18 protein-coding genes and 2 rRNA genes are annotated in these 22,106 nt (G+C 56.5%); 18 read left to right on the top strand and 2 right to left on the bottom strand.

Going from position 1 to position 22,106, the window contains the following annotated elements; genetic code table 11:
* The 10 genes from ACFQZG_RS24140 to ACFQZG_RS24095 form a co-directional block, all read left to right on the top strand.
* Nucleotides 1–123, top strand: a 23S ribosomal RNA gene (locus tag ACFQZG_RS24140); the annotation flags it as partial.
* A 98-nt stretch (nt 124–221) separates the two neighbouring features.
* Nucleotides 222–338, top strand: a 5S ribosomal RNA gene (gene rrf, locus ACFQZG_RS24135).
* Nucleotides 339–939: 601 nt separating this feature from the next.
* Nucleotides 940–1,578 (top strand): response regulator transcription factor, encoded by a 639-nt coding sequence (locus ACFQZG_RS24130; protein WP_378157246.1) that lies wholly within the window; start codon nt 940–942, stop codon nt 1,576–1,578.
* A gap of 167 nt (nt 1,579–1,745) precedes the next feature.
* Nucleotides 1,746–2,465: a hypothetical protein gene (locus ACFQZG_RS24125; RefSeq protein WP_378157245.1), complete on the top strand. Its 720-nt coding sequence runs from the start codon at nt 1,746–1,748 to the stop codon at nt 2,463–2,465.
* Entirely contained in the window at nt 2,438–3,058 is a 621-nt protein-coding gene (locus ACFQZG_RS24120; RefSeq protein ID WP_378157243.1) for a hypothetical protein, read from the top strand. Before ACFQZG_RS24125 ends, ACFQZG_RS24120 begins: the two co-directional genes overlap by 28 nt.
* A 380-nt stretch (nt 3,059–3,438) precedes the next feature.
* Complete coding sequence (locus ACFQZG_RS24115; RefSeq protein ID WP_378157242.1) at nt 3,439–4,758, top strand: ABC transporter substrate-binding protein; 1,320 nt, start codon at nt 3,439–3,441, stop codon at nt 4,756–4,758.
* Between the two features lie 78 nt (nt 4,759–4,836).
* Entirely contained in the window at nt 4,837–5,709 is an 873-nt protein-coding gene (locus ACFQZG_RS24110) for a carbohydrate ABC transporter permease (RefSeq protein WP_378157240.1), read from the top strand.
* A complete protein-coding gene (locus ACFQZG_RS24105; protein ID WP_378157238.1) occupies nt 5,706–6,530 on the top strand; it encodes a carbohydrate ABC transporter permease in 825 nt (274 codons plus the stop codon). The genes ACFQZG_RS24110 and ACFQZG_RS24105 overlap by 4 nt, the downstream gene beginning before the upstream one ends.
* Nucleotides 6,531–6,564: 34 nt before the next feature.
* Nucleotides 6,565–8,172, top strand: coding sequence for a response regulator (locus tag ACFQZG_RS24100; protein ID WP_378157236.1), 1,608 nt, complete (start codon nt 6,565–6,567; stop codon nt 8,170–8,172).
* A gap of 24 nt (nt 8,173–8,196) precedes the next feature.
* Complete coding sequence (locus tag ACFQZG_RS24095) at nt 8,197–9,978, top strand: cache domain-containing sensor histidine kinase (protein ID WP_378157234.1); 1,782 nt, start codon at nt 8,197–8,199, stop codon at nt 9,976–9,978.
* Between the two features lie 47 nt (nt 9,979–10,025).
* On the opposite strand, the gene ACFQZG_RS24090 is transcribed toward ACFQZG_RS24095, so the two are convergent.
* Entirely contained in the window at nt 10,026–10,814 is a 789-nt protein-coding gene (locus ACFQZG_RS24090) for a YheC/YheD family protein (protein ID WP_378157232.1), read from the bottom strand.
* A gap of 148 nt (nt 10,815–10,962) precedes the next feature.
* Between ACFQZG_RS24090 and ACFQZG_RS24085 the strand changes: the two genes are divergently transcribed.
* From ACFQZG_RS24085 to fhuB, 5 genes are all read left to right on the top strand, one after another.
* Nucleotides 10,963–12,177, top strand: a complete 1,215-nt coding sequence (locus ACFQZG_RS24085) for a phenylacetate--CoA ligase family protein (protein WP_378157230.1) — start codon at nt 10,963–10,965, stop codon at nt 12,175–12,177.
* Between the two features lie 3 nt (nt 12,178–12,180).
* A complete protein-coding gene (sbnA, locus tag ACFQZG_RS24080) occupies nt 12,181–13,164 on the top strand; it encodes a 2,3-diaminopropionate biosynthesis protein SbnA (RefSeq protein WP_378157228.1) in 984 nt (327 codons plus the stop codon).
* 11 nt (nt 13,165–13,175) lie between these two features.
* The gene (locus ACFQZG_RS24075; protein WP_378157226.1) at nt 13,176–14,156 is read left to right on the top strand and encodes a 2,3-diaminopropionate biosynthesis protein SbnB; all 981 of its coding nucleotides are present in this window, start codon (nt 13,176–13,178) and stop codon (nt 14,154–14,156) included.
* A gap of 267 nt (nt 14,157–14,423) precedes the next feature.
* Entirely contained in the window at nt 14,424–15,467 is a 1,044-nt protein-coding gene (locus ACFQZG_RS24070) for an ABC transporter substrate-binding protein (RefSeq protein WP_378157224.1), read from the top strand.
* The gene (gene fhuB / locus ACFQZG_RS24065) at nt 15,467–17,572 is read left to right on the top strand and encodes a Fe(3+)-hydroxamate ABC transporter permease FhuB (RefSeq protein WP_378157222.1); all 2,106 of its coding nucleotides are present in this window, start codon (nt 15,467–15,469) and stop codon (nt 17,570–17,572) included. The genes ACFQZG_RS24070 and fhuB overlap by 1 nt, the downstream gene beginning before the upstream one ends.
* 79 nt (nt 17,573–17,651) lie before the next feature.
* On the opposite strand, the gene ACFQZG_RS24060 is transcribed toward fhuB, so the two are convergent.
* Nucleotides 17,652–18,122 carry a hypothetical protein gene (locus ACFQZG_RS24060; protein ID WP_378157220.1) on the bottom strand — a complete coding sequence of 157 codons (471 nt, stop codon included), beginning with the start codon at nt 18,120–18,122 and terminating at the stop codon, nt 17,652–17,654.
* Nucleotides 18,123–18,442: 320 nt separating this feature from the next.
* Here ACFQZG_RS24060 and ACFQZG_RS24055 point away from each other — a divergent pair, with 320 nt between their 5' ends.
* The 3 genes from ACFQZG_RS24055 to ACFQZG_RS24045 all read left to right on the top strand — a co-directional run bounded on the left by ACFQZG_RS24055 (nt 18,443) and on the right by ACFQZG_RS24045 (nt 22,058).
* Nucleotides 18,443–20,134 carry a type 2 periplasmic-binding domain-containing protein gene (locus ACFQZG_RS24055; protein ID WP_378157219.1) on the top strand — a complete coding sequence of 564 codons (1,692 nt, stop codon included), beginning with the start codon at nt 18,443–18,445 and terminating at the stop codon, nt 20,132–20,134.
* Between the two features lie 162 nt (nt 20,135–20,296).
* Complete coding sequence (locus tag ACFQZG_RS24050; RefSeq protein ID WP_378157252.1) at nt 20,297–21,154, top strand: ABC transporter permease; 858 nt, start codon at nt 20,297–20,299, stop codon at nt 21,152–21,154.
* A gap of 19 nt (nt 21,155–21,173) precedes the next feature.
* The gene (locus ACFQZG_RS24045) at nt 21,174–22,058 is read left to right on the top strand and encodes a carbohydrate ABC transporter permease (RefSeq protein WP_378157217.1); all 885 of its coding nucleotides are present in this window, start codon (nt 21,174–21,176) and stop codon (nt 22,056–22,058) included.
* The last annotated feature ends 48 nt before the right edge of the window (nt 22,059–22,106 follow it).

Below are 22,106 nucleotides of genomic sequence, written 5' to 3'. Positions count from 1 at the left end.
TGCCTCAAGATGAGATTTCCCAATTCGTAAGACCCCTTGAAGAACACGAGGTTGATAGGCTCGGGGTGGAAGCGCGGCAACGCGTGCAGCTGACGAGTACTAATCGGTCGAGGGCTTATCCTAATGACATGGATGGCCAACGGATGTTTCATAAACTTTCACCAACGCTTTGTTTCGCATCCAGTTTTCAAGGCGCAAGCCTTGATTCGAATGACTTCTGGTCTGGTGATGATTGCGGAGGGGTTCCACGCGTACCCATCCCGAACACGACCGTTAAGACCTCCAGCGCCGATGGTACTTGGACCGCAGGGTCCTGGGAGAGTAGGACGTTGCCAGGCTGGAGTCAACAAGAAGAAGCACCCTCGCGGGTGCTTTTTGTGTTGCTCGATAGCCTCTTAAAAGAGATTCGCAATAGCAGCGCATCACGACACTAAATCGACGAATGCCCGTACAACAAGTCCGGTGCCATAGACAAATACGGCTGGAAGCGTCTAGCAGCAACACCTGATTCTGCGTACATGCGTATGTGGCGCTTACTGTAACCGCGTGCGGCAAGACGCTCCTGCAGAGTGCTACGCATGATTGATACTCATGTATGTCATACTGGCTGCCTCAAAATGAGTGATGGAGCAACTCCCGTATTTTAGGCGCTGTCGGTCATCCTGACATTGTTGGGTAGTTCCGCTGTTAACGATTGATTCATCCTTTCAATTACACGATGGAAATCAGTACTATTTCGGTTCCGTGAACGAGTCGCCTAATAACCCCGGGTCATCGCTTACAGCTCCTCCACGCTGCGCTCCCAATAAATAATAAGTTGGAAAATAATACACGAATTAATGATATAAAAATTCGACATCAAGCGACAAGATCTACATTTTTATTTTGTTAGAATGGTGAGGCTACCTAGAAGTATTTCAGACGAGATTGAGGTGCCTTGTGAAAAATAAACTTATCCAGATTGGTATTGTGGAGAATGATCAGACATTTCTATCAGAATTAGAAGAGATTATAGAATTTGAAAAGGATTTTAACGTTGTCTGTATTGCGACGAACCACAGAGAAGCGGTAGAAATGGTGAAAACATGCAATCCTGAAATCGTATTATTGAGTTTAAACTTATCAGATTTACCTGTTGACGGTATACTTATCGCTTTTGATATCCTAGATTGTTCAGATTGTAAACTTATTATGTTGTCACCCTATGAAGATGAACAACTGATTATTCAGTCATTTACTGCCGGTGCGGTGAATTATATCAATAAGAATAATTATAAGTACTTACCCAACGCAATTCGAACGGCAAGTAGCGAGGTTAACCCTTTTAATATATTAATTGACCAATTCTCTAAGGTGAATCAAGAATTGCGGCTAAGTGCTTTGAGTAATGCCGAGCGCGAAGTGTTCCATTATCTTGAAGTGGGGTATACCCGCAAACAAATTCAACATAAACTTCATAAGTCTGAAGGGACGGTTAAAAACCAGATTAATCAGTTGTTGAAGAAACTGAACGCTAGCAATACTATAGAAGCAATTCAAAATGTTAGAGGAAAAGGAATTATCGGAAAATGGGGCTAAAATATTTAGAACTTGTTAGATTTAGAGATTGATTTATAGTAAATAGCGTAAGGTCTTGTTTTGAACAGCTGGCCAGCACTCAATACAATTTGGTGTGTAAAGCACCAATCTTCGTTTAGTAGACGAGATTTCCTTGCAAATTAACTAAAAGGCAGGGGTTGAGAATGTTGAAAAAATCTTTGTTCGTCGTCTCCCTTCTAGCTCTACTAACCATCGATACACCAATTTATGCATCTGCAAATGAACCTGTTCAGAATTACAGTGACCAACCTGATAGTTTTGAGATTGAACGTCAAAAAAAATACGAACTTCCGGCAATTAATGCATGGGAAATGTCCTCTTCCGGGGAGAAGATTCAAGTTCAACCTAGAAATTATGACGGTCCGCAGTCTAGAGTACCTAATGACGGATTTTCCTATGTTTTTGACAGTTATGTTCAAAGTAGTACACAATATGACCAGAAGAGATTTTTTATCGGAAAGGTTTGGATTGAAAATACAAACAGTGCCGGTACGACTCCAATCAGCTTAAAATACACCCAACAGACTTCTAAAACGACAAACTGGGAAGTTTCCGCAAATATTAATGCAACTGCTGAATTTAAAGTTGCATTTCTGGCCAAACTAAACGCTTCTCTTAGTTTAAGTGGAAAATATGTTGTAACGGACAACTCAAGTACAACCGTTGAACAATCTGCACAGGTTCCCGGTAGAACGTACTATGAAATCAACAAATATAGAGCCGGTGGATATGGTGCGGGACAGGCTGCTTATAGAAAATATTCCCCTGGTGGCGGATCTTTAATCGGAATGTATTACGAAGGAGCTAGTGGATGGGCGCCTGATGAAAATGTAGTCGGTTGGAGCCATTCATCCCACCTAATCTAATGAGGAATAAAATCAAATTACTACTACTAGCAGCGGTTTTTGTAATCACTACTGGATGTAATAATGAAAGCAGCAATGTTGCAGAGGCAAAACCGAGTTCTGCATTAACGACTTCAGTTCAAGAAGACAATAAGAAGATGTTGTCCTATGAAAGATACTCTTCAATATCTGAGGACCTTTCAAAATTGACAATACCAAATTTTAACTTTATTGAGTCCCCATTATCTATTATTGCAGTGAATAAGGCACTGGCATTTGATAATCGCGAGTACTTAACTGTTGATGGTGAACAGAATGAAAACAGCACTCAAAGAAGAATTATTTTTCAAAGTTCAAATAAAAAGCAAATTCTATTCATTGATTTGATTTACCTTAATCATTACATTGGTAACGATATTGTGTATTGGAACTCAAGAGGTTCAAGTACATTGAAGAACAATGAGTTTGTTTTAGGGTATAATGATATCATTTTGTCTTTTAATAACTTATTAATAAAATTCACCTTGTTTAATGAAGAAGGGCTCGCCGGCGTTGAAACGATCAATGAAGTCGCAGCGCCTATTGTGAAGTATTTTGCAGATTCAATGAAGTAGTCCCAAAAAGTCAGTTCAACGAATTAAGCTTGAGCCTCCATCTGATTAACAGGTGGGGGCTATTTTACACTTGCGAAATAACGGCATCACTGAATTAGGCTGAAAAGAAGACACTCCGAATTCATCCAAGCTACTGAAAAGCGTCGCAGCTCTGCTTTCAGCTGTGCATAATGAGTTGTCGGGCGAGTGACCGGACTTGTGTGCACATGGGAACCACTCGTCATCCGGGTCGGTTCGTTCACTCGTAGCCGGAATGATCTGAAGATTTTCCATCAAATACAACAATATTGCATGGGGCCGCGATTCGCCGAATGGTAACTTTGATTATAGAAAGAGGCCATCTTTCCACCAAAGACTATAACGTTAGGGGAGTTTACGGAATGAAAAAACAGTCTGTATTGTTCTCGACTTTGTTATCGCTCGCGCTCGTCACCACCGCATGCGGAGGCAACAACAACGACAACGAACCAAGCAAGTCCGCGGATCCATCGCCTTCGGCCTCGCAGGAAGCAAGCGCGTCGGCGGCAGCCCCGAGCGAAGCGGCGAAAGTGGAAGGCGAAGTTACGCTGTTCACGTACCGGGACGACCTCGTAACGAGCTGGTATCCGGACATGATCAAGGAGTTCAACCAACAATACCCGGACGTCAAAGTTACCCTGTCCACGAGCAAAAACTTCGTCGACGACCTGAAAGTGAAAATTACGGCGAACGACGTGGCCGACATCGTCACTTTGCCGACCGGCGACCTGCAAGCGGACGTCATCACGAAGACGTTCCTGCCGCTTAACGATCTTCCGTTCGTCGGCAACTGGGTCGGCAACGACGTATTCCAATTCGACGGCAACACGTACGCGCTCACTTACGGTCTCGTTACGGAAGGCTTGATCTATAACAAGAAGATCTTCAACGAGCTGTCGCTGACGGCGCCGAAGACGCTCGACGAGCTGATTGCAGCGGGCAAGAAGATCAAGGAATCCGGCAAAATCGGCTACGTCGGCGTATCGAAGCCTGGCTGGACGTACTTCACTTACGACGTCTATACGAAGAGTCTCGTGGACGACGTTCAGCAGTTGCAGAAGCAAATGCTCGAATCGGACGCTCCGTTCACTGCCGACAACCCTTACGTTAAGACAATGAACTTCATCCAGACGATCGCGAAGGCGGGCATCATGGAGGAAGACACCGGTTCCTACGACTGGGAACCGTTCAAGAAGGACTTCCAAGACGGCAAGAGCGGCATGTACCTCGGGGAGAACTCGATGTTCGCGCAATTGACGGGACCCGGATTCACCGAAGCGGACTACGGATTCGTTCCGCTACCGTTCACGAACGAAGGCCAGCAACGCGCGCCGTTCCGCGCGGACTGGGGACTCGCGATCAACAAAGACGCCAAGAACATGGAAGCGACCAAAGCGTTCTACTCGTTCCTCATGGATACGAAATACGCCGACTACGCGAAGAAGACGGGCATGCTGTCCGCGAACAAGAACGTAACGGTAGAGTACCCGTTCCTGCAGGAATTCGAAGCGGCGAACCCGGTGAAGGTGTATTTGAAGCCGGATCTGAAGGAATTCAAAGCAGCCAACGACAAAGGACGAATCGACTATACGAAGTTCTTCTCCGAGATCGGCGTCGGCATCCGCACGCCGGACGAACAAAGCAAAGCGTTGAACGATATCTGGGCATCGGCTAGAAAATAATCATTCGCAATCGAGAGACCGGACGGAAATCATCGTGATCTCCTATGATGATTTCCGTTTGCATCAGGAGGAGAGCCATTGAGCTACAAACTTCAGAGGAGATTGCTCCTCGGCGGGTTTCTGTTCGTGCCGATGCTGCTAATGGCCATGCTCTTCGTCTATCCGACGGCACGAATGGTATTCTACAGCTTCACGGATTGGAACGGCATCAGCGATTCGTACAGTTGGGTCGGCCTCCATAACTTCGTGCAAGAATCGACCAATATGTCCGTATGGAAAGCGCTGAAGAACAACGGCATCTACGCGTTGAACGGCATCGTCCAGAACGTCGTCGGCCTGTTCTTCGCCGTGTTGCTCGCGGGCAAGCTGAAGGGGAAGACGGCGTTCAAGATGATCCTGTTCGTTCCGTTCATCCTGAACTTCTCCGCCGTCGTCTACTTGTTCAACTACTTGTTCGATTATCGTGCCGGACCGATCAATATGTTCCTGAAGGAGCTGGGAGCAAGCCCGATCCGGTTCTTCAGCGACGAGCACCTCGTCACGTTCTCGCTGGCCTTCATCTCGTTCTGGCGTTATCTCGGCTATACGATGGTGATCTACTTAGCGGCGTTAATGTCGGTAGACCGCGAAATTTATGAAGCGGCGGAAGTGGACGGCTGCAGCGGCTGGAAGAAGTTCCGTTACATTACGTTCCCGAGCATCCGCAGAATCGTGGAGTTGAATTTGTTCCTATCGCTGTCCGGCGCTTTGCAGGCGTTCGGCGAGTCCCTTATCATCACGCAGGGGGGACCGGGAGACGCCAGCTACACCTTCTTGTACTACGTCATCCTCTTGTACACGAAGTTCAACAGCTACGGCCCGGCGGCCGCATTGTCGGTACTGTTAATCTTGTTAATCATCGTGCTCGCCCTCATTCAGAGAATCGTCATCATGCGGGGTGAATCGAAATGAACAAAGCCGTGGGCGCGTTCAAATACGTTCCGTTAGTCGTGTGGTCGCTGATCGTCATCGTGCCGCTGTTGGTGCTGCTGCTGGCATCGTTCAAGACCGACGCGGATTATATTCAATCGACGCCGATCGCTTTTCCGAAGGAATGGACGCTGGGCAACTTCGATCGGGTCATCCACGAAGGCCATCTGCTGCACGCTCTGAAGAACAGCCTCGTGCTCGTCGTCTGCGGAGCCTGCGGAAGCGTCGTCCTAGGGGCGATTACCGCATATTGCTTGAACCGGTTCGACTTCAAATTCAAGAAGTACATCCATCTGCTCTACTTGGCCGCGGCGATCGTGCCGGGCACCATGCTGCAGATCATGGTCTATCAAGTCGTGCATTGGCTGGACCTTACGGGCACGATGGGAGCGCCGGTACTGATCTATCTCAGCACGGATATCATTCAGATCTGGATCTATCTGCAATTTCTCGAACGGCTCTCGATGTCGCTCGACGAAAGCGCGATGATCGACGGAGCGTCCTACTTGCGCATCTTTCGGTCGATTATTTTCCCGTTATTGCTGCCTGCGACCGCCACGGTCGTCATCTTGAAATCCATATTCATCTATAACGATATGTTTACGCAATACTTGTACATGTCCTCCGTCGATCTAATGACCGCGACGACGGCGCTCATGATGTTCACCGGCCAATTCGCTTCGACTTCGTTCAACGTCATGGCCGCGGGCATCGTGCTGGTAATGCTTCCAACGATTGTCTTGTTTTTGTCGCTGCAGAAGTATATATTTGCCGGTATAACGCACGGATCGGTCAAAGGGTAAGCGGAGCAGGAATCGACTTCGGGGAGGTGCCGCAATGCTCCGAATCGCAATCGCGGACGACGAGGAATTCATTCGCAACGGCTTGAAGGACATGATCCGTAACTTGAACCGGGGTTACGAGGTCGTCGCCGACGCTAGCAACGGGGAACAAGTGATGGATTACTTGCTAACCGCCGAGACGCTGCCGGACCTTCTGATTACGGATATCAAGATGCCGGTAATGGACGGCAGAGAGCTTGTAAGGCAATTAACCCGGCGATATCCGCAGATCGAGAAGCTGGTGCTGAGCGGTTACGACGACTTCGAGCTCGTAAGGGAGTCGTTCAAGAGCGGCGCGTTCGACTACTTGGTCAAGCCGATCGATAGCGTGAAGCTCGCGTACTTGCTCCGCCAAGCGGAAGAGAGGCACCAAAGCGCGAAGCAATCGAACGAATTGAAGATCCACGAGCAAATCCGGTTGAACGAGAGCCTGCCCCTGTTGAAGGAGCAGGTTCTTTGGCGGCTCTTGCAGAGCGGCGGCTCGACGGGCGATCCGCTCACGGGCAAGTACGAGCACTATCGCATCGACTTCGGCCAACCTCCTTACCGCGTCGTTCTGATCGCGGTTCACAACTACAAGGCGCTCGTGAAATCGATCGGAGAACCGAACGCCCAGATTCATGCGTTCATCGTCCGCAACGTCGTACAGAATACGATGCCTGACGGCTTCGGTTACGAGCTGTTCGCCAAAGACGGCGTCATCGCCGTCATTATCGGGCAGGCGGAAGGAGCCGGATTCTCCGATGCTCTTCGCAAGATCGAGACCAATCTGAAGCAATACGCGAAAGTCGGCTTCAGCATCGGCGTCGGCCGGATTGCTTGCGGAGTAACGGAATTCAAGCGCAGCTATGAGGAAGCGCTTCAATTGCTCGAGCATCGGTTCTACCGCGGCGAATCGGGCATCATCGAGGACGAGGAGGCGCGGCGGAAGTTCGGCGGAAGCCATTGGGCCGATCTGACGGACAACTATCTATTCCGGCTTCTGGACGGCATCGAGAAAGGCAAGACGCAATCGATCCGGGAGCTCTTCCGTACGATCGAAGAGAAGATCAGAGCTCAATACGCCCACCCGTCGCTGGCGGTGCAGTTGTTCGCGGAGCTGTATACGAGGCTGAACGTCGAACACGAGCAGATGAGAGCGCTGTTCGCGGAGCTGTTCGGGCAAGGATACGACTACGTCCAAGCGTTGCTCGATTACGATACGCTCGACGAGTTGGCCCGATACTCGATGCAGGCGTACGAGCAGGCGGCGCGCAGGCGCGCGTCCGTCCTCTTGAACAAAGAGAAGCGATGGATCGACGAAGCGAAGAAAATCATTATCGCGCATCTTAGCGACGAATTAACGTTGCAAAGGGTCGCCGGCGACCTGTATTTGAACCCGAATTACTTGTCCGACCTGTTCCGTAAGGAAACCGGCGAGACGTTCGTCGATTTTCTGACGCGCAAGCGGATGGAGAAGGCGAAGGAACTGTTGAAAAGCACGCGGGGCAAGTCGTACGAGGTAGCGGAGCAAGTCGGCTACAAGGACGCCGATTATTTCAGCAAGGTGTTCAAGAAGATCGTCGGCATGAGCCCGAGCGATTATCGCAATCGAATGACTTAATCGAGGAGAGGGGCGCGGCATCCCTTGCGACAGTGGACGAGACGTGCGGCGGCCTTGTGGTTGAACGCGAGCCTGGCGAATAAGCTGATCTGGATCTTCCTGCTCCTCTTGTTCGTGCCGGTGTTCGGCTCGAACGTGTTCGCCTACTTCAACTTCAAGGACAACATCGGCAAGAACGCCGAGGATTACACGCATAGCATAATCGACAAGATGCTTCGCGAGCTGGACGACTCCACGCGGGAGATCGAACGGTTCTCGTCGCTTCTGCTCTACTTCGAGAACTTCGAAGCGGACCTGTCGCTGCCGGGCAACTCGTTCGACAAGGAGCGGAAGATGAGCTTCTACGTCAACTTCCTGCAGAACGTCATGAACCGAAGCAGCGTCTACATCCTCGACGGCGAAGGGCACGCCTTCTACAACAATACGAACCGCCCCGACGCGCACCTCAAGTACGAGCAGTGGACGAGCTTCGCGCAGCGCAACGAAGGGCGGGGCGCGGTCGTCGGCACGGAGCTCGTGAAGGACTTTTTCGGGCAGGAGCGGTACTTGCTGACGACGGTCAGGGAGCTGCGCAGCAAGTTCGACCTGCATCGGGTCGGTACGATGGTCATCGACTCCGACCTGACGTCATTCGAGACGATCATCGGCGAGCTGGACAACTTGACGAAAGGCCGCACGATCGTGCTGAGCGACACGGGAGAGGCGATTCTGCAGAGCGGCGGCGGGAGCTTCACGGAGTACGTTAAGCGGTTGGGCGCGAGCCACGCCGGGTTCCGCGGCAAAGGCGAGTTCAAATTCACGTACGGCGGAGAAGCGTACATGGGCAACTTCGACACGTCCAAGCAGAGCGGCTGGACGATTATCGTGGCGACCCCGTACCAAGAGCTTCTCAAGCATGCGACGAGCACGAGGAATACGACGGCGCTCATCACGATGGCGTCGATGCTGCTCGCGCTTGCCGCCGCCATCGTCACCGTGACGCTGTTGACGCGTCCGCTCAAGAGCATGGAGACGATCATGAAGGACGTCCAAGTCGGCAACTTCGATATCCGGTTCCCGGTTCGCAACAAGGACGAGATCGGCAGGCTCGGGTTGCACTTCAACCGGATGATCCAGAGAATCGGCGAGCTGATCGAAGAGGTGTACAAGCTCGGGCTGCGCAAGAACAAGGCGGAGCTGGAGCTCTTGCAGAGCCAGATCAACCCGCACTTCCTCTACAATACGCTCGAGATGATCCGCATGGCGGCCGAGATGAACCGCGACGCGCAAGTATCGCATATGGTGTTCGTGCTCGGCAAGCTGCTCCGGTACGGCGTCAATACGAAGGACACGTCCGCCACGGTGCGGCAAGAGCTGGAGCATATTCAGAACTACATGTTCTTGTATAACTTCCGCTCGGGCAAGCAAGCGACGATCGACGTACATGTCGACCCGGATTTGTACGAGATGCCGTTAATGAAGCTGTTGTTCCAGCCGATATTGGAGAATGCTCTGATACATGGCTCCACTGACGACCGGCATCTGCGCATCGCCGTTCGTTCGATCCGGGAAGAGGGGCGGATCTTATTCGAGATCAGCGACAACGGTACCGGCATGTCGCCGGAACGTCTCGAGGAGGTACGCACGGCCATTCACGGGCAACCGTCGGACGGCGGCGATTCGGCGGCAACCGCGCGCGACAATGTCGGCATCGGACTGAAGAACAGCAACGAGCGCATCCAGCTCTATTACGGCTCCGATTACGGGTTGCAGCTGGATAGCGTTCCGAGCGAGGGGACGACGGTCACGATCCGTCTTCCGGCATAGCGCGGTTTTAAGAGGGGCTGCACGGATCGTGCGGTCCCCTCGCGCTGTTAACCCCCGCGCTTCGCCTTGTTGCACGTTAGGCTGTAGCGCCTGCCGTATGCGCGCGCATACCTCACGATTCTCCGTATCGCCGTCCGATCGTTCAGCTTCGTGAACGGGCACGGATCCGGCGCCGTGTTCACTTCGAGTATCCAAGGCTTCAGCCGCCGGTCGACCGCGATGTCGATGCCCAGCTCGTTCATGGCCGGATAGGCGCGGCCGAATTGGGCGGCGGTCAGTCTCGCGAGCCGATTCATGCGACGCTGCACCCGCTTCGCGCCCGCTCTGCCGGCAATCGGCCTAAGCAGCGCGTTCGCGGAGTAGATCGTTCCGCCCTGGCTGCCGTTCGAAACGATCTTCCCGGGATGCGCCACGCGTCCGGCCGTTCCCGTGCACTCCCATCTGCCCGCGGGATTTCGCTGAATCATGACGCGGAAATCGAACACGCGGCCGTTGCGCCGCAGCGTATGAATCCCCCGTTGTACCAGATAACGCCTGCCATCCGTAAAGCTCCGCATCGCGCCGTACATCGCCCCGAACGAAGCGAACGTCCGCGACTGCATGCCCTTCCGATAACGATACCGTCCGCGCTTCGTGTCCACGCGCAAGATCCCTATGCCCTGAGAACCCGTATTCGGCTTCACGTACACCATTCCGTGCCTTCTTAACATGGCTCGAAGACGTTCGCGGCCGAACCGGCGCGTTGCCGGCACATGGGCCGCGAGCACGCGGCTTCTACTCACGACGCCCGTCTTCGCCAGCTTGCTGCCGACGCGCGATACGCGCTGCTTCTTCACTTGACCGCTTCTCCCCCTCGACGTGCGAATATGCCTTATCATACGAAATCGCCCGCTTGCTTGCCCCTCATCCGTATCCGAAAAAAGAACGAACAGAGGTAGGCCGACATATGGTGTAGAAGCAGCAAGGAATGAGGGTGATCGTCGATTGCTTGTACCGTTAAGGGAGCTTATCGGCCGGGCGGCGGACCGCTTTGCCTGGTATGAGACGTGGTCCGGCGCTACGTCCGACCGCGTCTCCGAGCTGGGACAATTGCCGCTCCTCACGGCTTCGGTACTGGAAGCGCACTATTACGCAGACGACAATCCGCTGGCCCATGCGGACGGCTATCGCGTCTACCGGACGTCAGGCACGAGCGCGGGGCGCCGCAAAGCGATCTTCTATTCTCCTCGCGACGAAGAGGAGTACATGCGCATCAAGCTGGATGTATTCCGGGAAATTCTGGGCCGCTACGGGTATCGCACGGCCATGTCCGACGTCGGGACGGGGCACGCCGAAGCGACGGCGTCCGCCGTGTTCCGGCAGCTCGGGATGACCGTCGAATCGCTGTCGTTCCAGCTGCCGATCGCCCATCATCTTGAACGGTTGGCGACTTTCAAGCCCGAGGTGCTGTACACGATGCCATCGATCTTGGATCGGATCATGCTGGCATCGGACGACCCGGCGGCTTACGGGATACGGCACATCGTGCTCGTCGGCGAGATGGCTTCGCCGGGGTGGATCGCGCGCGTCGCGGAGCGCATGCGCATCGACGCGAAGCGGATTACGGATACGTACGGATCGATCGAGATCGGCACGATCGCGCATTACTCGCACGAGCACGGCCGGTACGTGTTCGCGGACGGCATCCTTGCGGAAGGCGTAGGAACGGAAGCGCTGGGCGCCGGCTTCGAACCGCTATCCGAGCCTTCGGAGAGCGTGCTCGTGCTGACTTCGGCGGTCAGGGACGCATTTCCCGCTTTGCGGTACGTCACGTACGACGTCGTTCGCGATCTGAGGCCGATCGAGATCGACGGAGCGGAGCGAATGAGCTTCGCGAGTCTGGTACGCCGAATCGGTCCGGATCTGAAGCACGGGGAGAAAATCAGCATCTACGACATCGAGGGCGTCGTCTTTCGCCATCTGGCGGAGGCGAGCATACGGGTACATGTCCGAGATAACGCGTTAAGCGTCACCGTGTACGGCAAGGGTGCGGAGAGCGAGACGTTGGCGCGGATCCGGGACGACCTGGCCGATCGCATTCCCGACATCGGCGGGATGATTCGGGCGGGCATCCTTGGCGGCATCGAGGTAACGGGAGAGGCTTACGACGACGACATCCATCGCGGGGCCGTGAAGAATAAAAAAATTTACTACACGTAAAGGATGGTTCGCGTGAACCTGGACGGAGGGATTACGCAAGCGATCGGACATACGCCGCTCATCCGGTTAAGGCGCTTGTTCCGTCATGCGCCGTTCGAGGTGTACGGCAAGCTGGAATGGATGAATCCCGGAGGCAGCGCCAAAGACAGGCCGGCGCTGACGATGCTTCGGGAAGCGATCTCCCGCGGCGAGGTAACGAAGGACAGCGTCATCATCGAGTCTAGCTCGGGCAACTTGGCGATCAGTCTGGCGCAGCTGTGCAAATACGTGGGGTTACGGTTCATCTGCGTCGTCGACCCGCGCACGACCGAGCAGCACAAGAGCATCATTCGCGCCTTCGGCGGCGAAGTCGATCTCGTGTCCGTGCCGGATGAACGGACGGGAGAGTTCTTGCCCGCGCGAATTCGCAGAGTGAGGCAACTGGCAGAGGAAATTCCCCATGCCTATTGGACGAATCAATACGCGAATCCCGACAATGCGGCGGCGCATCGGGAGACGACGATGAAGGAGATCGGAGACGCGCTCGGACCGATCGACTATTTGTTCTGCGGCGTCAGCTCGTGCGGAACGCTGAGCGGCTGCATGGCCTACGTCCGAAGCCGCGGATGGGCGACGAAGCTCGTGGCGGTGGACGTGTCGGGGAGCGTGATTTTCGGCGGGGAGAAGGGCTCTCGGAAATTTCCGGGGCTCGGCGCGGCGATCGTCCCGGGGCTGTACCGGGAAGATATCGCGGACATCGTCTCTAAGGTGTCGGACATCGAATGCGTGCGCGGGTGCAGGGCGCTCGTCCGGGACGAAGCGATATTGGCGGGCGCCTCCTCGGGGGGCGTCATCTCGGCCATTCTCGGTCTAAGCGAAGGGATACCCGCGGGCGCGGTGTGCGCGGCGATACTGCCCGACCGGGGCGAGCGGTATTTAACGACGGTGTACGACGACGATTGGGTACGGCGGGAGCTGGGCTGCGACCCAAGCGCGAGCCTGGCATAGGGGATGGAAAGATGATTTATTTGCATAACGACCATGTCCGGCAGATCGGAATCGATTGGCCTCGGCTCGTTCGGCTGACCGAATCGATCGTGAAGCTGCGGGACGCGGGGGAGTGCGCGAGCCCACTCAAGACGTATTTGCGCTACCAGGATCCGTCGAACCGGATCATCGCCATGCCGGCGTACGTGGGCGGCGAAGTCGGGATGGCCGGCATCAAGTGGATCGCGAGCTTCCCAGGCAATCCGAGCCAGGGGTTGCCGCGAGCGCACAATTCGATCACGCTGAACGACAGCGCCACGGGCGAGCCCGTGGCTTTCATCCGGAGCGGGCTGCTGAGCGGCATACGGACGGCGGCGGTCAGCGGATTGATGATGAAGAAGCATGTCGCCGCAAGGCGGTCGCCGGAGCTGCGGCTGGCGATCATCGGGTGGGGGCCGATCGGGCGGCTGCATCTCGAGATGTTCGCGGACGCGTTCGGAGAGACGTTGTCGCGGGTGCTGCTGTACGACGTGCGGGGGATCGATCCAGCGACCGTACCGGAACGGTTGAGGTTGATCGCGACCGTCGCGAGCGACTGGCGGCAGGCATATCGCGAGGCGAATGTCGTCGCGACGTGCACGGTATCGGCGGCGAGATACATCGACGAAGCGCCGGTGCCGGGGGCTTTGCTGCTGAACGTCTCGCTTCGGGATTATAAGCCGGCGAGCCTGGCGAGCGCGAATCCGCTCGTCGTCGTGGACGACTGGCGGGAAGTATGCCGCGAGAATACGGACATCGAGCAGATGCATCTGCTGAGAGGCTTGCGCGAAGAGGATACGCGCTCGCTTCAAGACGTCGTCTGCCGGAACGCGCTGGCGGAAGGAGAGACGGAGCGGCCGATCTTCTTCAATCCGATGGGGCTGGCCGTCTTCGATATCTCCGTCGCCAGTCATTACTGGCGCGAAGCGATGCGGCTTGGCGTAGGCTTGCGGTTGGAGCGAGGGAGCGAATAGAGGGCGCGATGATTATAGGCGGCGCGACGAGGCAGGCGAACTTCCGGGAGGGGGCGCCTGCCTTCGTTATGTAACGGGGAGCGCGTTCACTTTTTCGCCTTTTTTTTACGAGTCCAAAGGGTTGACACCTATAATGAGAACAATTATCATTATCACTGTTGAGTTCACCTGAGAATCGCTATCAACACCGTCCGGTCACCGATCCACCATCTCTTAGAGCACAATTCAAATCACGATTATCGCAATCGTACATAGGGGGAAAAGAAATTGTTAAAGAGAAGATTGTCCTTGTTCGTCGTCCTATCCGTCGTGCTGGTATTGCTCGCCGCTTGCGGCAACAACAACAACGCTAACCAAAGCGCATCGCCGTCCGCTTCCGAGCCGGCATCGACCGCATCCGCGTCGCCTTCCGCCGCGGCTCCCGAGAGCCCTGCGTCCGATGCGGAGCGCTCCATTAAGCACGTGCTCGGAGAGACGATCGTCAAAGGCACGCCTAAGAAGATCGTCGTCCTCGAATGGACGTACGCGGAAGACCTGCTCGCGCTCGGCGTACAGCCCGCCGGCGTCGCGGACATCGAGAACATGAAGTCCTACGTGTCGCTGCCGATCGAATTGGCGGCAGACGTGCAAGACGTAGGCACTCGCCAAGAGCCGAACCTCGAGTCGATCACGGCGCTCGAGCCGGACCTCATCATCGGCGTGAAATTCCGTCATGAAGCGACTTACGATCAATTGAACGCGATCGCGCCGACGCTGCTGTTCGATCCGTATCCGCCGGAAGGCAGCGGCGACCAGTATCAAGAGATGGTCAACACGTTCAAGACGATCGCCGACGTCGTCGGCAAGAACGCGGAAGCGGAAACGGTGCTCGCCGACCTGCAGACGACTTACGACGGCCTGAAGGCGAAGCTCGCCGCGGCCGGCAAGGAAGGCGCGCCGATCGTGCTGGCGATGCCGTACGCGAACCAGAACGCGGTCGCGATCCGGTTGTCTACGGACAACTCGCTGGCGATCAAGGTTCTCGAGCATATCGGTCTTAAGAACGCCTATAAGCCGGAGCAATTCGAAATCTACGGTTTCTCCACGAAGGACGTCGAGGCGTTGCCTGCCGTGCAAGACGCGAACTACTTGCATATGACGACGGATGAGCCGGTCGCCGGCATGCTCGAGAAGAACGCCGTATGGAACGGGCTGACGTTCGTGAAGGAGAATCGCTCGTACGCGCTCGGCGGGGACACCTGGCCGTACGGCGGACCGCACGCCGCCAAAGTGATGGCGGAGCGCACGACGAAAGTTCTGTTGGGTGAATAATGGAGATCACGAAGAACGAAGGCATAGCGCCTGCTTCTTCTAACAACGGTCCAGCCCGTTCCGCTTCCAGCGGAGCGGGCTGGAAACCGTTCGCGATGCTGCTGGGCGGAACGGCGCTGCTGGCGCTGCTGACGTTCCTCAGCTTGACGCAGGGGCTCAACCGCATGTCCGTTCAGACGGTCGTGGAAGCGATCGTGTCCCCGAAGGATATCGCGGAGCATCATATCATCAACGGCATGCGGCTGCCCCGGACGGTCATGGGGCTGCTCTCGGGGGCGGCGCTCGCGGTCGCGGGGGCGCTCATGCAGAGCGTGACCCGCAACCCGCTCGCGTCGGAGACGACGCTCGGCGTGAACGCGGGCGCGTACCTCATCGTCGTGCTAGGAACGATCTATTGGCCGGGACTGCTGCACCAGTACGCGTTTCCGATGGCGGTGCTCGGCGGCGTTCTCGCCGCGCTCGCCGTATTCGGAATGGGCGGCGGCCGCAAGAGCACGCCGATCCGGATCGCGTTGTCAGGCATGATCGTCACCTTGGTGCTGTCCTCGATGACCAGCGCGCTGCAGATGCTGTTCGAGGAGAAGACGCAAGGGCTGTTCATCTGGGGTTCCGGCTCGTTGAATCAGAATGACTGGAGCGGCGTGCATTTCGCATTGCCGTGGGTCATCGGAGGCCTCGTCGTCGTTCTCCTCTCCGTCCGTCATCTCGACCTGCTCGCGTTCGGCGAGGAGACTTCCCGTTCGCTCGGACAGAACGTCACGAAGACGCGCGTGTTCTCGATGGGCGTCGCGATCGTGCTCGCTTGCGTCAGCGTGAGCATCGTCGGCCCGATCGGCTTCATCGGGTTGATCGCTCCGCATATCGTGAAGCTCTCGGGCATGACGAGGCACGCGTGGCTGCTGCCCGTCAGCGCCCTCTGGGGCGCGGCGATACTCGTCGGCGCGGACACGCTCTCCCGCACGTTCGCGAGCAGCGCGATCGGCGAGCTGCCGGCAGGAGCGATCACGGCGCTCGTCGGAGCGCCTTGGATCATTTGGCTGGCGCTCAGGGCATCGAAGCTGATCAGCTCGTCCACTTCGTCGGCCGGTTCTTCGATGCAGGTCGGCGTGCTCGCCAGAAGGGCGCCTTATTGGCTCCTCGTCGCGGCGTTCGCGACATTGCTCGTCGTCGTATGCATCGGCGCGCTCATGAGCGGCAGCAACCATTTGTCCGCCGGCGAAGTCATCGCGGCGTTGACGGGCAACGGGACGCCGATCCACGAGAAGGTCGTCGTGGACTTGAGGCTGCCGCGTCTCTTGACGGCGCTGCTCGCGGGCATCGCGCTCGCCGCCAGCGGCAGCCTGATGCAGAGCACGATGCGCAACCCGCTCGCCGATCCGCATATCGTCGGCGTCTCGAGCGGCGCGGGCGTCGGCGCGCTGTCGCTCATCATCCTGTTCCCGCAGCTGCCGGCAGATTGGATGCCGGTCGGCGCGTTCGTCGGCGGGCTGCTGGCCGCCGCGATCGTCTACGCTTCGGCCTGGCGGCGCGGGCTTAGCCCGATCGTGCTGACGCTCGTCGGCATCGCCGTCGCCGCGGCCGGCGCGGCCGTCATCAACATGCTCGTCATTCACGCGAAGCTGACCTTGGCGCCGGCGCTCGCGTGGTTAGCGGGCAGCACGTACGCGCGCAGCTGGCCTGAGTTCTGGCAACTGCTGCCGTTCGTCTTGATCCTCATACCGCTAGGCTGGTGGCTCGGCCGTCGCGTCGACTTGCTGTCGTTCAACGACGAGAGCTCGCTCGGCCTCGGCTTGCCCGTGCGCGCCACGCGGCTAGCCGTCGCGCTCATCGCCGTGCTGCTCGCCTCCATCGCGGCGTCGGTCGTCGGCGCCGTCGGCTTCATCGGCTTGCTCGCGCCTCACGCCGCGCGTATGCTCGCGGGACCGAATCACCGCCGGTCGATGCTGCTCGGCATCCTGCTCGGCGGCACGCTGCTCGTCGCCGCGGATTGGCTCGGCCGCATCGTTCTCGCGCCGAAAGAGATTCCGTCCGGTATCGTCGTCGCCCTGATCGGCGCGCCGTACTTGCTGTACTTGATGATCCGTTCGGCGAGAGCCGGCAGATAATCGCATAGGCATGCACGAAGAAACCCACCTTCCGAACGCGGAAGGTGGGTTTTCGTCTTGTCTAATCGGCAAGCAAGCGTTAATCCGCCTCCGGAGCGATCGCGCCCCCCTTGAGCGAGACCTGCCGCAGCAGCTCCGCGATCCGGTCGGCCGCGCCGAGCACGGCGATCAGGCCGGCGAGCGAGACCATAACGGCGACCGGGGCCGCCCAGAGGGTCGTCGGCTCCACGAAGAACGGAATGATCGATACGGCGAGAATCGGCGGCGCGTTCCAGCGGAAGCGGTGGATGAGCCAGGCGACGAGCAGCGTATCGGAGAGCAAGCCCAACGCGCCGGGCTCGAGCGCGTGCGCGGCCGTTCCGATCGCGGCCGCGACCGTCGCGCCGGCGAGGATGCGGCCGGCGTGCTTCAAGTCGAACTCCCGCGAAGCGAGCAGGAAGCTGAACGCGCCGAGCGTCGGATAGAACAAGGCGTGCAGCGTAGGCAGATGCGACGATATCCAATACACCAATACGATGTACAAGCTAATGAGGACGAGCTTCACGTTCATGAAGGCAATATCTCCGGATTCGATAAGATTCGTGAAAAGTACACAAAGTAAAGTGTAATTCCGATCGCGATAGTCGTCAATAGTCATCATTATCCTTCGTTATCCGCGCAACATAGACAAGCGCTCCCAAGGGGAATACTGCAAGGTTAGAAGGCCGTCCGCCGATCGGACGAAGTTCCCCCGCGCCGTCGAACGCCGATCAACCCGTGTACCGAATTCCCTCCTGCCCCGCGCGGTTGTCTCTCCCGGCGTGTAACCGCTTCATTCTACAATACAGATGTACTCATTCATTCACGCCCATCGAAAGGGGTTCTACAGAAATGAAGAAATTGCTCGTTGTCACGGCAACCGCAGCCCTGCTCGCTACTTCCGCATGCGGAAGCAATAACAATAACGGCAACGACGCGGGCGCATCCCCGTCGGCGTCCAACCCGGCAAGCCCGTCCGCTTCGGCGGCGCCGGCCGATCCGTTCGGCAAGTACGACGAGACGATCAGCTACACGACCGTGCTCGCGACGAGCCCGGATCCGAAATTCCCGGCAGGCGAAAGCTACGAGAGCAATAAATTCACGAGCTACGTGAACGACCGCCTGAACATCAAGGAAGAAATTCTGTGGACGGCGCAATACGGCGACGCGTTCGACCAGAAGCTGAACCTGGCGATCGCAAGCGACGACTTGCCGGACGTGTTCATCATCGGCGGCGCTAACGCGGACGTCATCCTGAAGCGTCTCGTCGACAACGACATGATCGCGGACCTGTCGGACGTATACCAATCGTACGCAAGCGAGCTGTTCCGGACGAAGATCGGCGGCGACGCGAGCGAATCGTTCAAGTACGCGACGTTCGGCGGCAAGCTGATGGCGATTCCGAACCAAATGAACAACGACGGCGCCGAGCTCGTGTGGGTCCGTCAGGATTGGCTCGATAAGCTGAAGCTTCCGGCTCCGACGACGATGGACGAGCTGATGGCGGTCGCCAAAGCGTTCGTCGAGCAAGATCCGGACGGCAACGGCAAAGCCGACACGAACGGTCTCGGCGGACAGAAGGACTTCATCGGCGTAGGCGGCGGCATTCAGACGTTCACCCCGATCTTCTCCGCTCTGAACGCATTCCCGTTGCTGTGGGTACCGGGCGCGGACGGCAAGCTCCAATACGGCGGCGTTCAACCGGAGATCAAGGACGCGCTGGCGAAGCTGGCCGACATGTACAAGCAAGGCCTTATTCCGAAAGACTTCGCGCTGACCGACTTCGGCAAAGCGATCGAGAACGTCGGCAGCGGCACGACCGGCATGCTGTTCCAGCCTTGGTGGGCGCCGACGTTCCCGCTCATGAACGCGCTGCAGAACAACGCGAACGCGGATTGGAAGGCATACCCGCTTAACAACGCGAACGGCGAATTCATTAACGCGACGAACAAAGCGACGACGAGCTACGTGGTCGTACGCAAAGGCTTCGAGCATCCGGAGCTGGCGATGAAATACGTCAACGTCATGGAAGACGTGAGCGCGGGCTTGATTCCGGAGCTCGAGGAGCTGAAAGCGAACCTGTACAAAGACGCTTCCGAGAAAAACCCGTTCATTCTGAACGGCGCGGGCGCGGTATACGCGGATACGACGCAACGTTCGTGGTTGAAATTCAAAGACGTGCTTGCCGGTACGGCCGACGTCTCGACGCTCGACCCGAGCGAGGTGACGATCTACAACGACATCAAGGCTAACCGCGACAATCCGAAGAAGGAGCTCGGCAAATGGGCGACGGATACGGCTTGGTCCAGCGGCATCGATACGCTAGCGACATCGAACGCGAAGTTCGTCGTACAGCAATTCGGCGGCACGACGGAAACGATGAAGAACAAATGGCAAGCGCTCGTCGATCTTCAGAAAGAAACGTACGTGAAGATCATCATGGGCAACAAGCCGCTAGAAGCGTTCGACGAATTCGTCGCGCAATGGAAGAGCCAAGGCGGCGACCAAATCACGACCGAAGTACAAGCGGCTAGCGCGCAATAAGAGTAGCGATTCGCGTCACCATACGCGACGCGAAGCAACACAACGCAACATCGAAGGAATAGAGCGCCGGGCCGGCAAGTGCTTGGCGCTCCTTCTTCGATTCGAAAGGAGAGGGGATTCGTGCATAGGATCTTCCGCAGAGAAAGCTTTCATTACACTGCCATGCTCATCCCCGGACTAATTCTCGTCGCCGTATTCAGCATCTACCCGATGCTCGGCGTCGTTCTCGCGTTCAAGGATTTCAACCCGACCAAAGGGATCTGGGGTTCGCCTTGGGCGGGCATGGAGCATTTCAAGTTCGTGCTGAATTCGCCTTCGAGCATGATGATTTTCCGTAACACCGTCATTATCGCCGTGCTTAAAATGGTTTTCGGACTTATCGTTCCCGTCGTCTTCGCGCTCATGCTGAACGAGCTGCGCATCCGATGGTTCAAACGGACGATCCAGACGGTCGTCTATCTGCCCCACTTCCTGTCTTGGGTTCTTATCGCGGGCATCGTGCGCGACATCTTCTCGCTTGACGGCATCCTGAATACGATGCTCGGACATATCGGCTTCTCCGGCGATACGATGTTCCTCGGCAGCAACGAATGGTTCCGGCCGATCGTCGTCGGCACGGACATCTGGAAAGAATTCGGCTTCTCGACGATCATCTACTTGGCCGCGCTTACGGGCATTAATCCGAGCCTATACGAAGCAGCGGAAATCGACGGCGCTTCGCGGTGGAAGAAGCTGCGTCACATTACGCTTCCCGGCATCGCCGCTACGATCGTGCTGCTCGCTACCCTTAGCCTACAAAATGTGCTCAACGCCGGCTTCGACCAGATTTTCAACCTGTACAACACGCTGGTCTATCCGACGGGGGACATTATCGATACGTTCGTCTACCGCACGGGCTTCCAACAAGCCCAATACGAGATCGCGACCGCGATCGGTCTCCTGAAATCGATCATCAGCTTCACGCTGATCGCCATTACGTACAAGCTGGCCAGCAAGTTCGCGGGCTACCGTATTTTCTAACAAGAAGGAGGTTATCCGCATGGTTCGATCCAGAAAGGCGGGCGACCGTCTCTTCGACTACGTCAATATCGCGCTCTTGGCGCTTATCGCGTTCACTTCGCTGGCGCCTGTGCTGCACAACTTGGCTCTGTCGTTCAGCAATCAGGCGCAAGCCGCGTCGGGCATGGTTACGATCTGGCCGAAGGGGTTCAACCTCGCCTCCTATTCGAAGATCATGGCCGACGAACGGTTCTTCCAAGCGTTCTACGTATCCGCGCAGCGGGTCGTCCTTACGGCGACGCTCGGCTTCATCGTCACGCTCCTGCTCGCGTTCCCGTTGTCCAGAACGACGAACCAGTACGCCTTGCGCAACGTCTGGATGTGGCTGCTCGTCTTCGTCATGATGTTCAACGGCGGCATTATTCCGTTCTATATGGTCATTAAGGATCTTCACCTGATCAATTCCATCTGGGCGCTCGTCCTGCCCGGGCTCGTCAACGTGTTCAACGTCATTCTCGTCGTCAACTTCTTCCGCAGCATTCCGCGGGAGATCGACGAGTCGGCGGGCATGGACGGAGCGGGACCGTGGCGGATGCTGTTCCAGATCTACATGCCGCTGTCGTTGCCGGTACTGGCGACGATTACATTGTTCAACGTCGTCAACGCTTGGAACGAGTTTTTCCACGGGCTTATCCTGACGACGCGCCCGAGCCACATGCCGCTGCAGACGTACGTGCAGTCGCTCATCGTGCAGATCGACCCGACGAAGGTCACGTCCAGCGATCTGAGCATGCTCCTTCAGGTGTCGGATCAGACGCTGAACGCCGCGAAGATCATGCTGACGATGCTGCCGATTCTTATTATCTATCCGTTCCTGCAGCGCTTCTTCATCTCGGGTATTATGCTGGGATCGGTGAAGGAGTAAGAGTCGAGATCGGCCAGTATCGGTAAAATAACGTTAACGCGCGCAGTC

It is taken from the genome of Cohnella sp. GCM10027633 (genome assembly GCF_042675445.1).
Classification (GTDB): Bacteria; Bacillota; Bacilli; order Paenibacillales; family Paenibacillaceae; genus Cohnella.
The sequence above is the reverse complement of the archived record's forward strand: the minus strand, read 5'-3'. Positions and strand labels throughout refer to the sequence as shown.

Excerpts from the sequence above, each read along its gene's own strand:
- ACFQZG_RS24105 (WP_378157238.1), top strand. The coding sequence starts at position 5,706 with ATGAACAAAGCCGTGGGCGCGTTCAAATACGTTCCGTTAGTCGTGTGG.
- ACFQZG_RS24050 (WP_378157252.1), top strand. The coding sequence starts at position 20,297 with ATGCTCATCCCCGGACTAATTCTCGTCGCCGTATTCAGCATCTACCCG.
- ACFQZG_RS24055 (WP_378157219.1), top strand. The coding sequence starts at position 18,443 with ATGAAGAAATTGCTCGTTGTCACGGCAACCGCAGCCCTGCTCGCTACT.
- ACFQZG_RS24075 (WP_378157226.1), top strand. The coding sequence starts at position 13,176 with ATGATTTATTTGCATAACGACCATGTCCGGCAGATCGGAATCGATTGG.
- ACFQZG_RS24045 (WP_378157217.1), top strand. The coding sequence starts at position 21,174 with ATGGTTCGATCCAGAAAGGCGGGCGACCGTCTCTTCGACTACGTCAAT.
- fhuB (WP_378157222.1), top strand. The coding sequence starts at position 15,467 with ATGGAGATCACGAAGAACGAAGGCATAGCGCCTGCTTCTTCTAACAAC.
- ACFQZG_RS24100 (WP_378157236.1), top strand. The coding sequence starts at position 6,565 with ATGCTCCGAATCGCAATCGCGGACGACGAGGAATTCATTCGCAACGGC.
- ACFQZG_RS24115 (WP_378157242.1), top strand. The coding sequence starts at position 3,439 with ATGAAAAAACAGTCTGTATTGTTCTCGACTTTGTTATCGCTCGCGCTC.
- ACFQZG_RS24060 (WP_378157220.1), bottom strand. The coding sequence starts at position 18,122 with ATGAACGTGAAGCTCGTCCTCATTAGCTTGTACATCGTATTGGTGTAT.
- sbnA (WP_378157228.1), top strand. The coding sequence starts at position 12,181 with ATGGTTCGCGTGAACCTGGACGGAGGGATTACGCAAGCGATCGGACAT.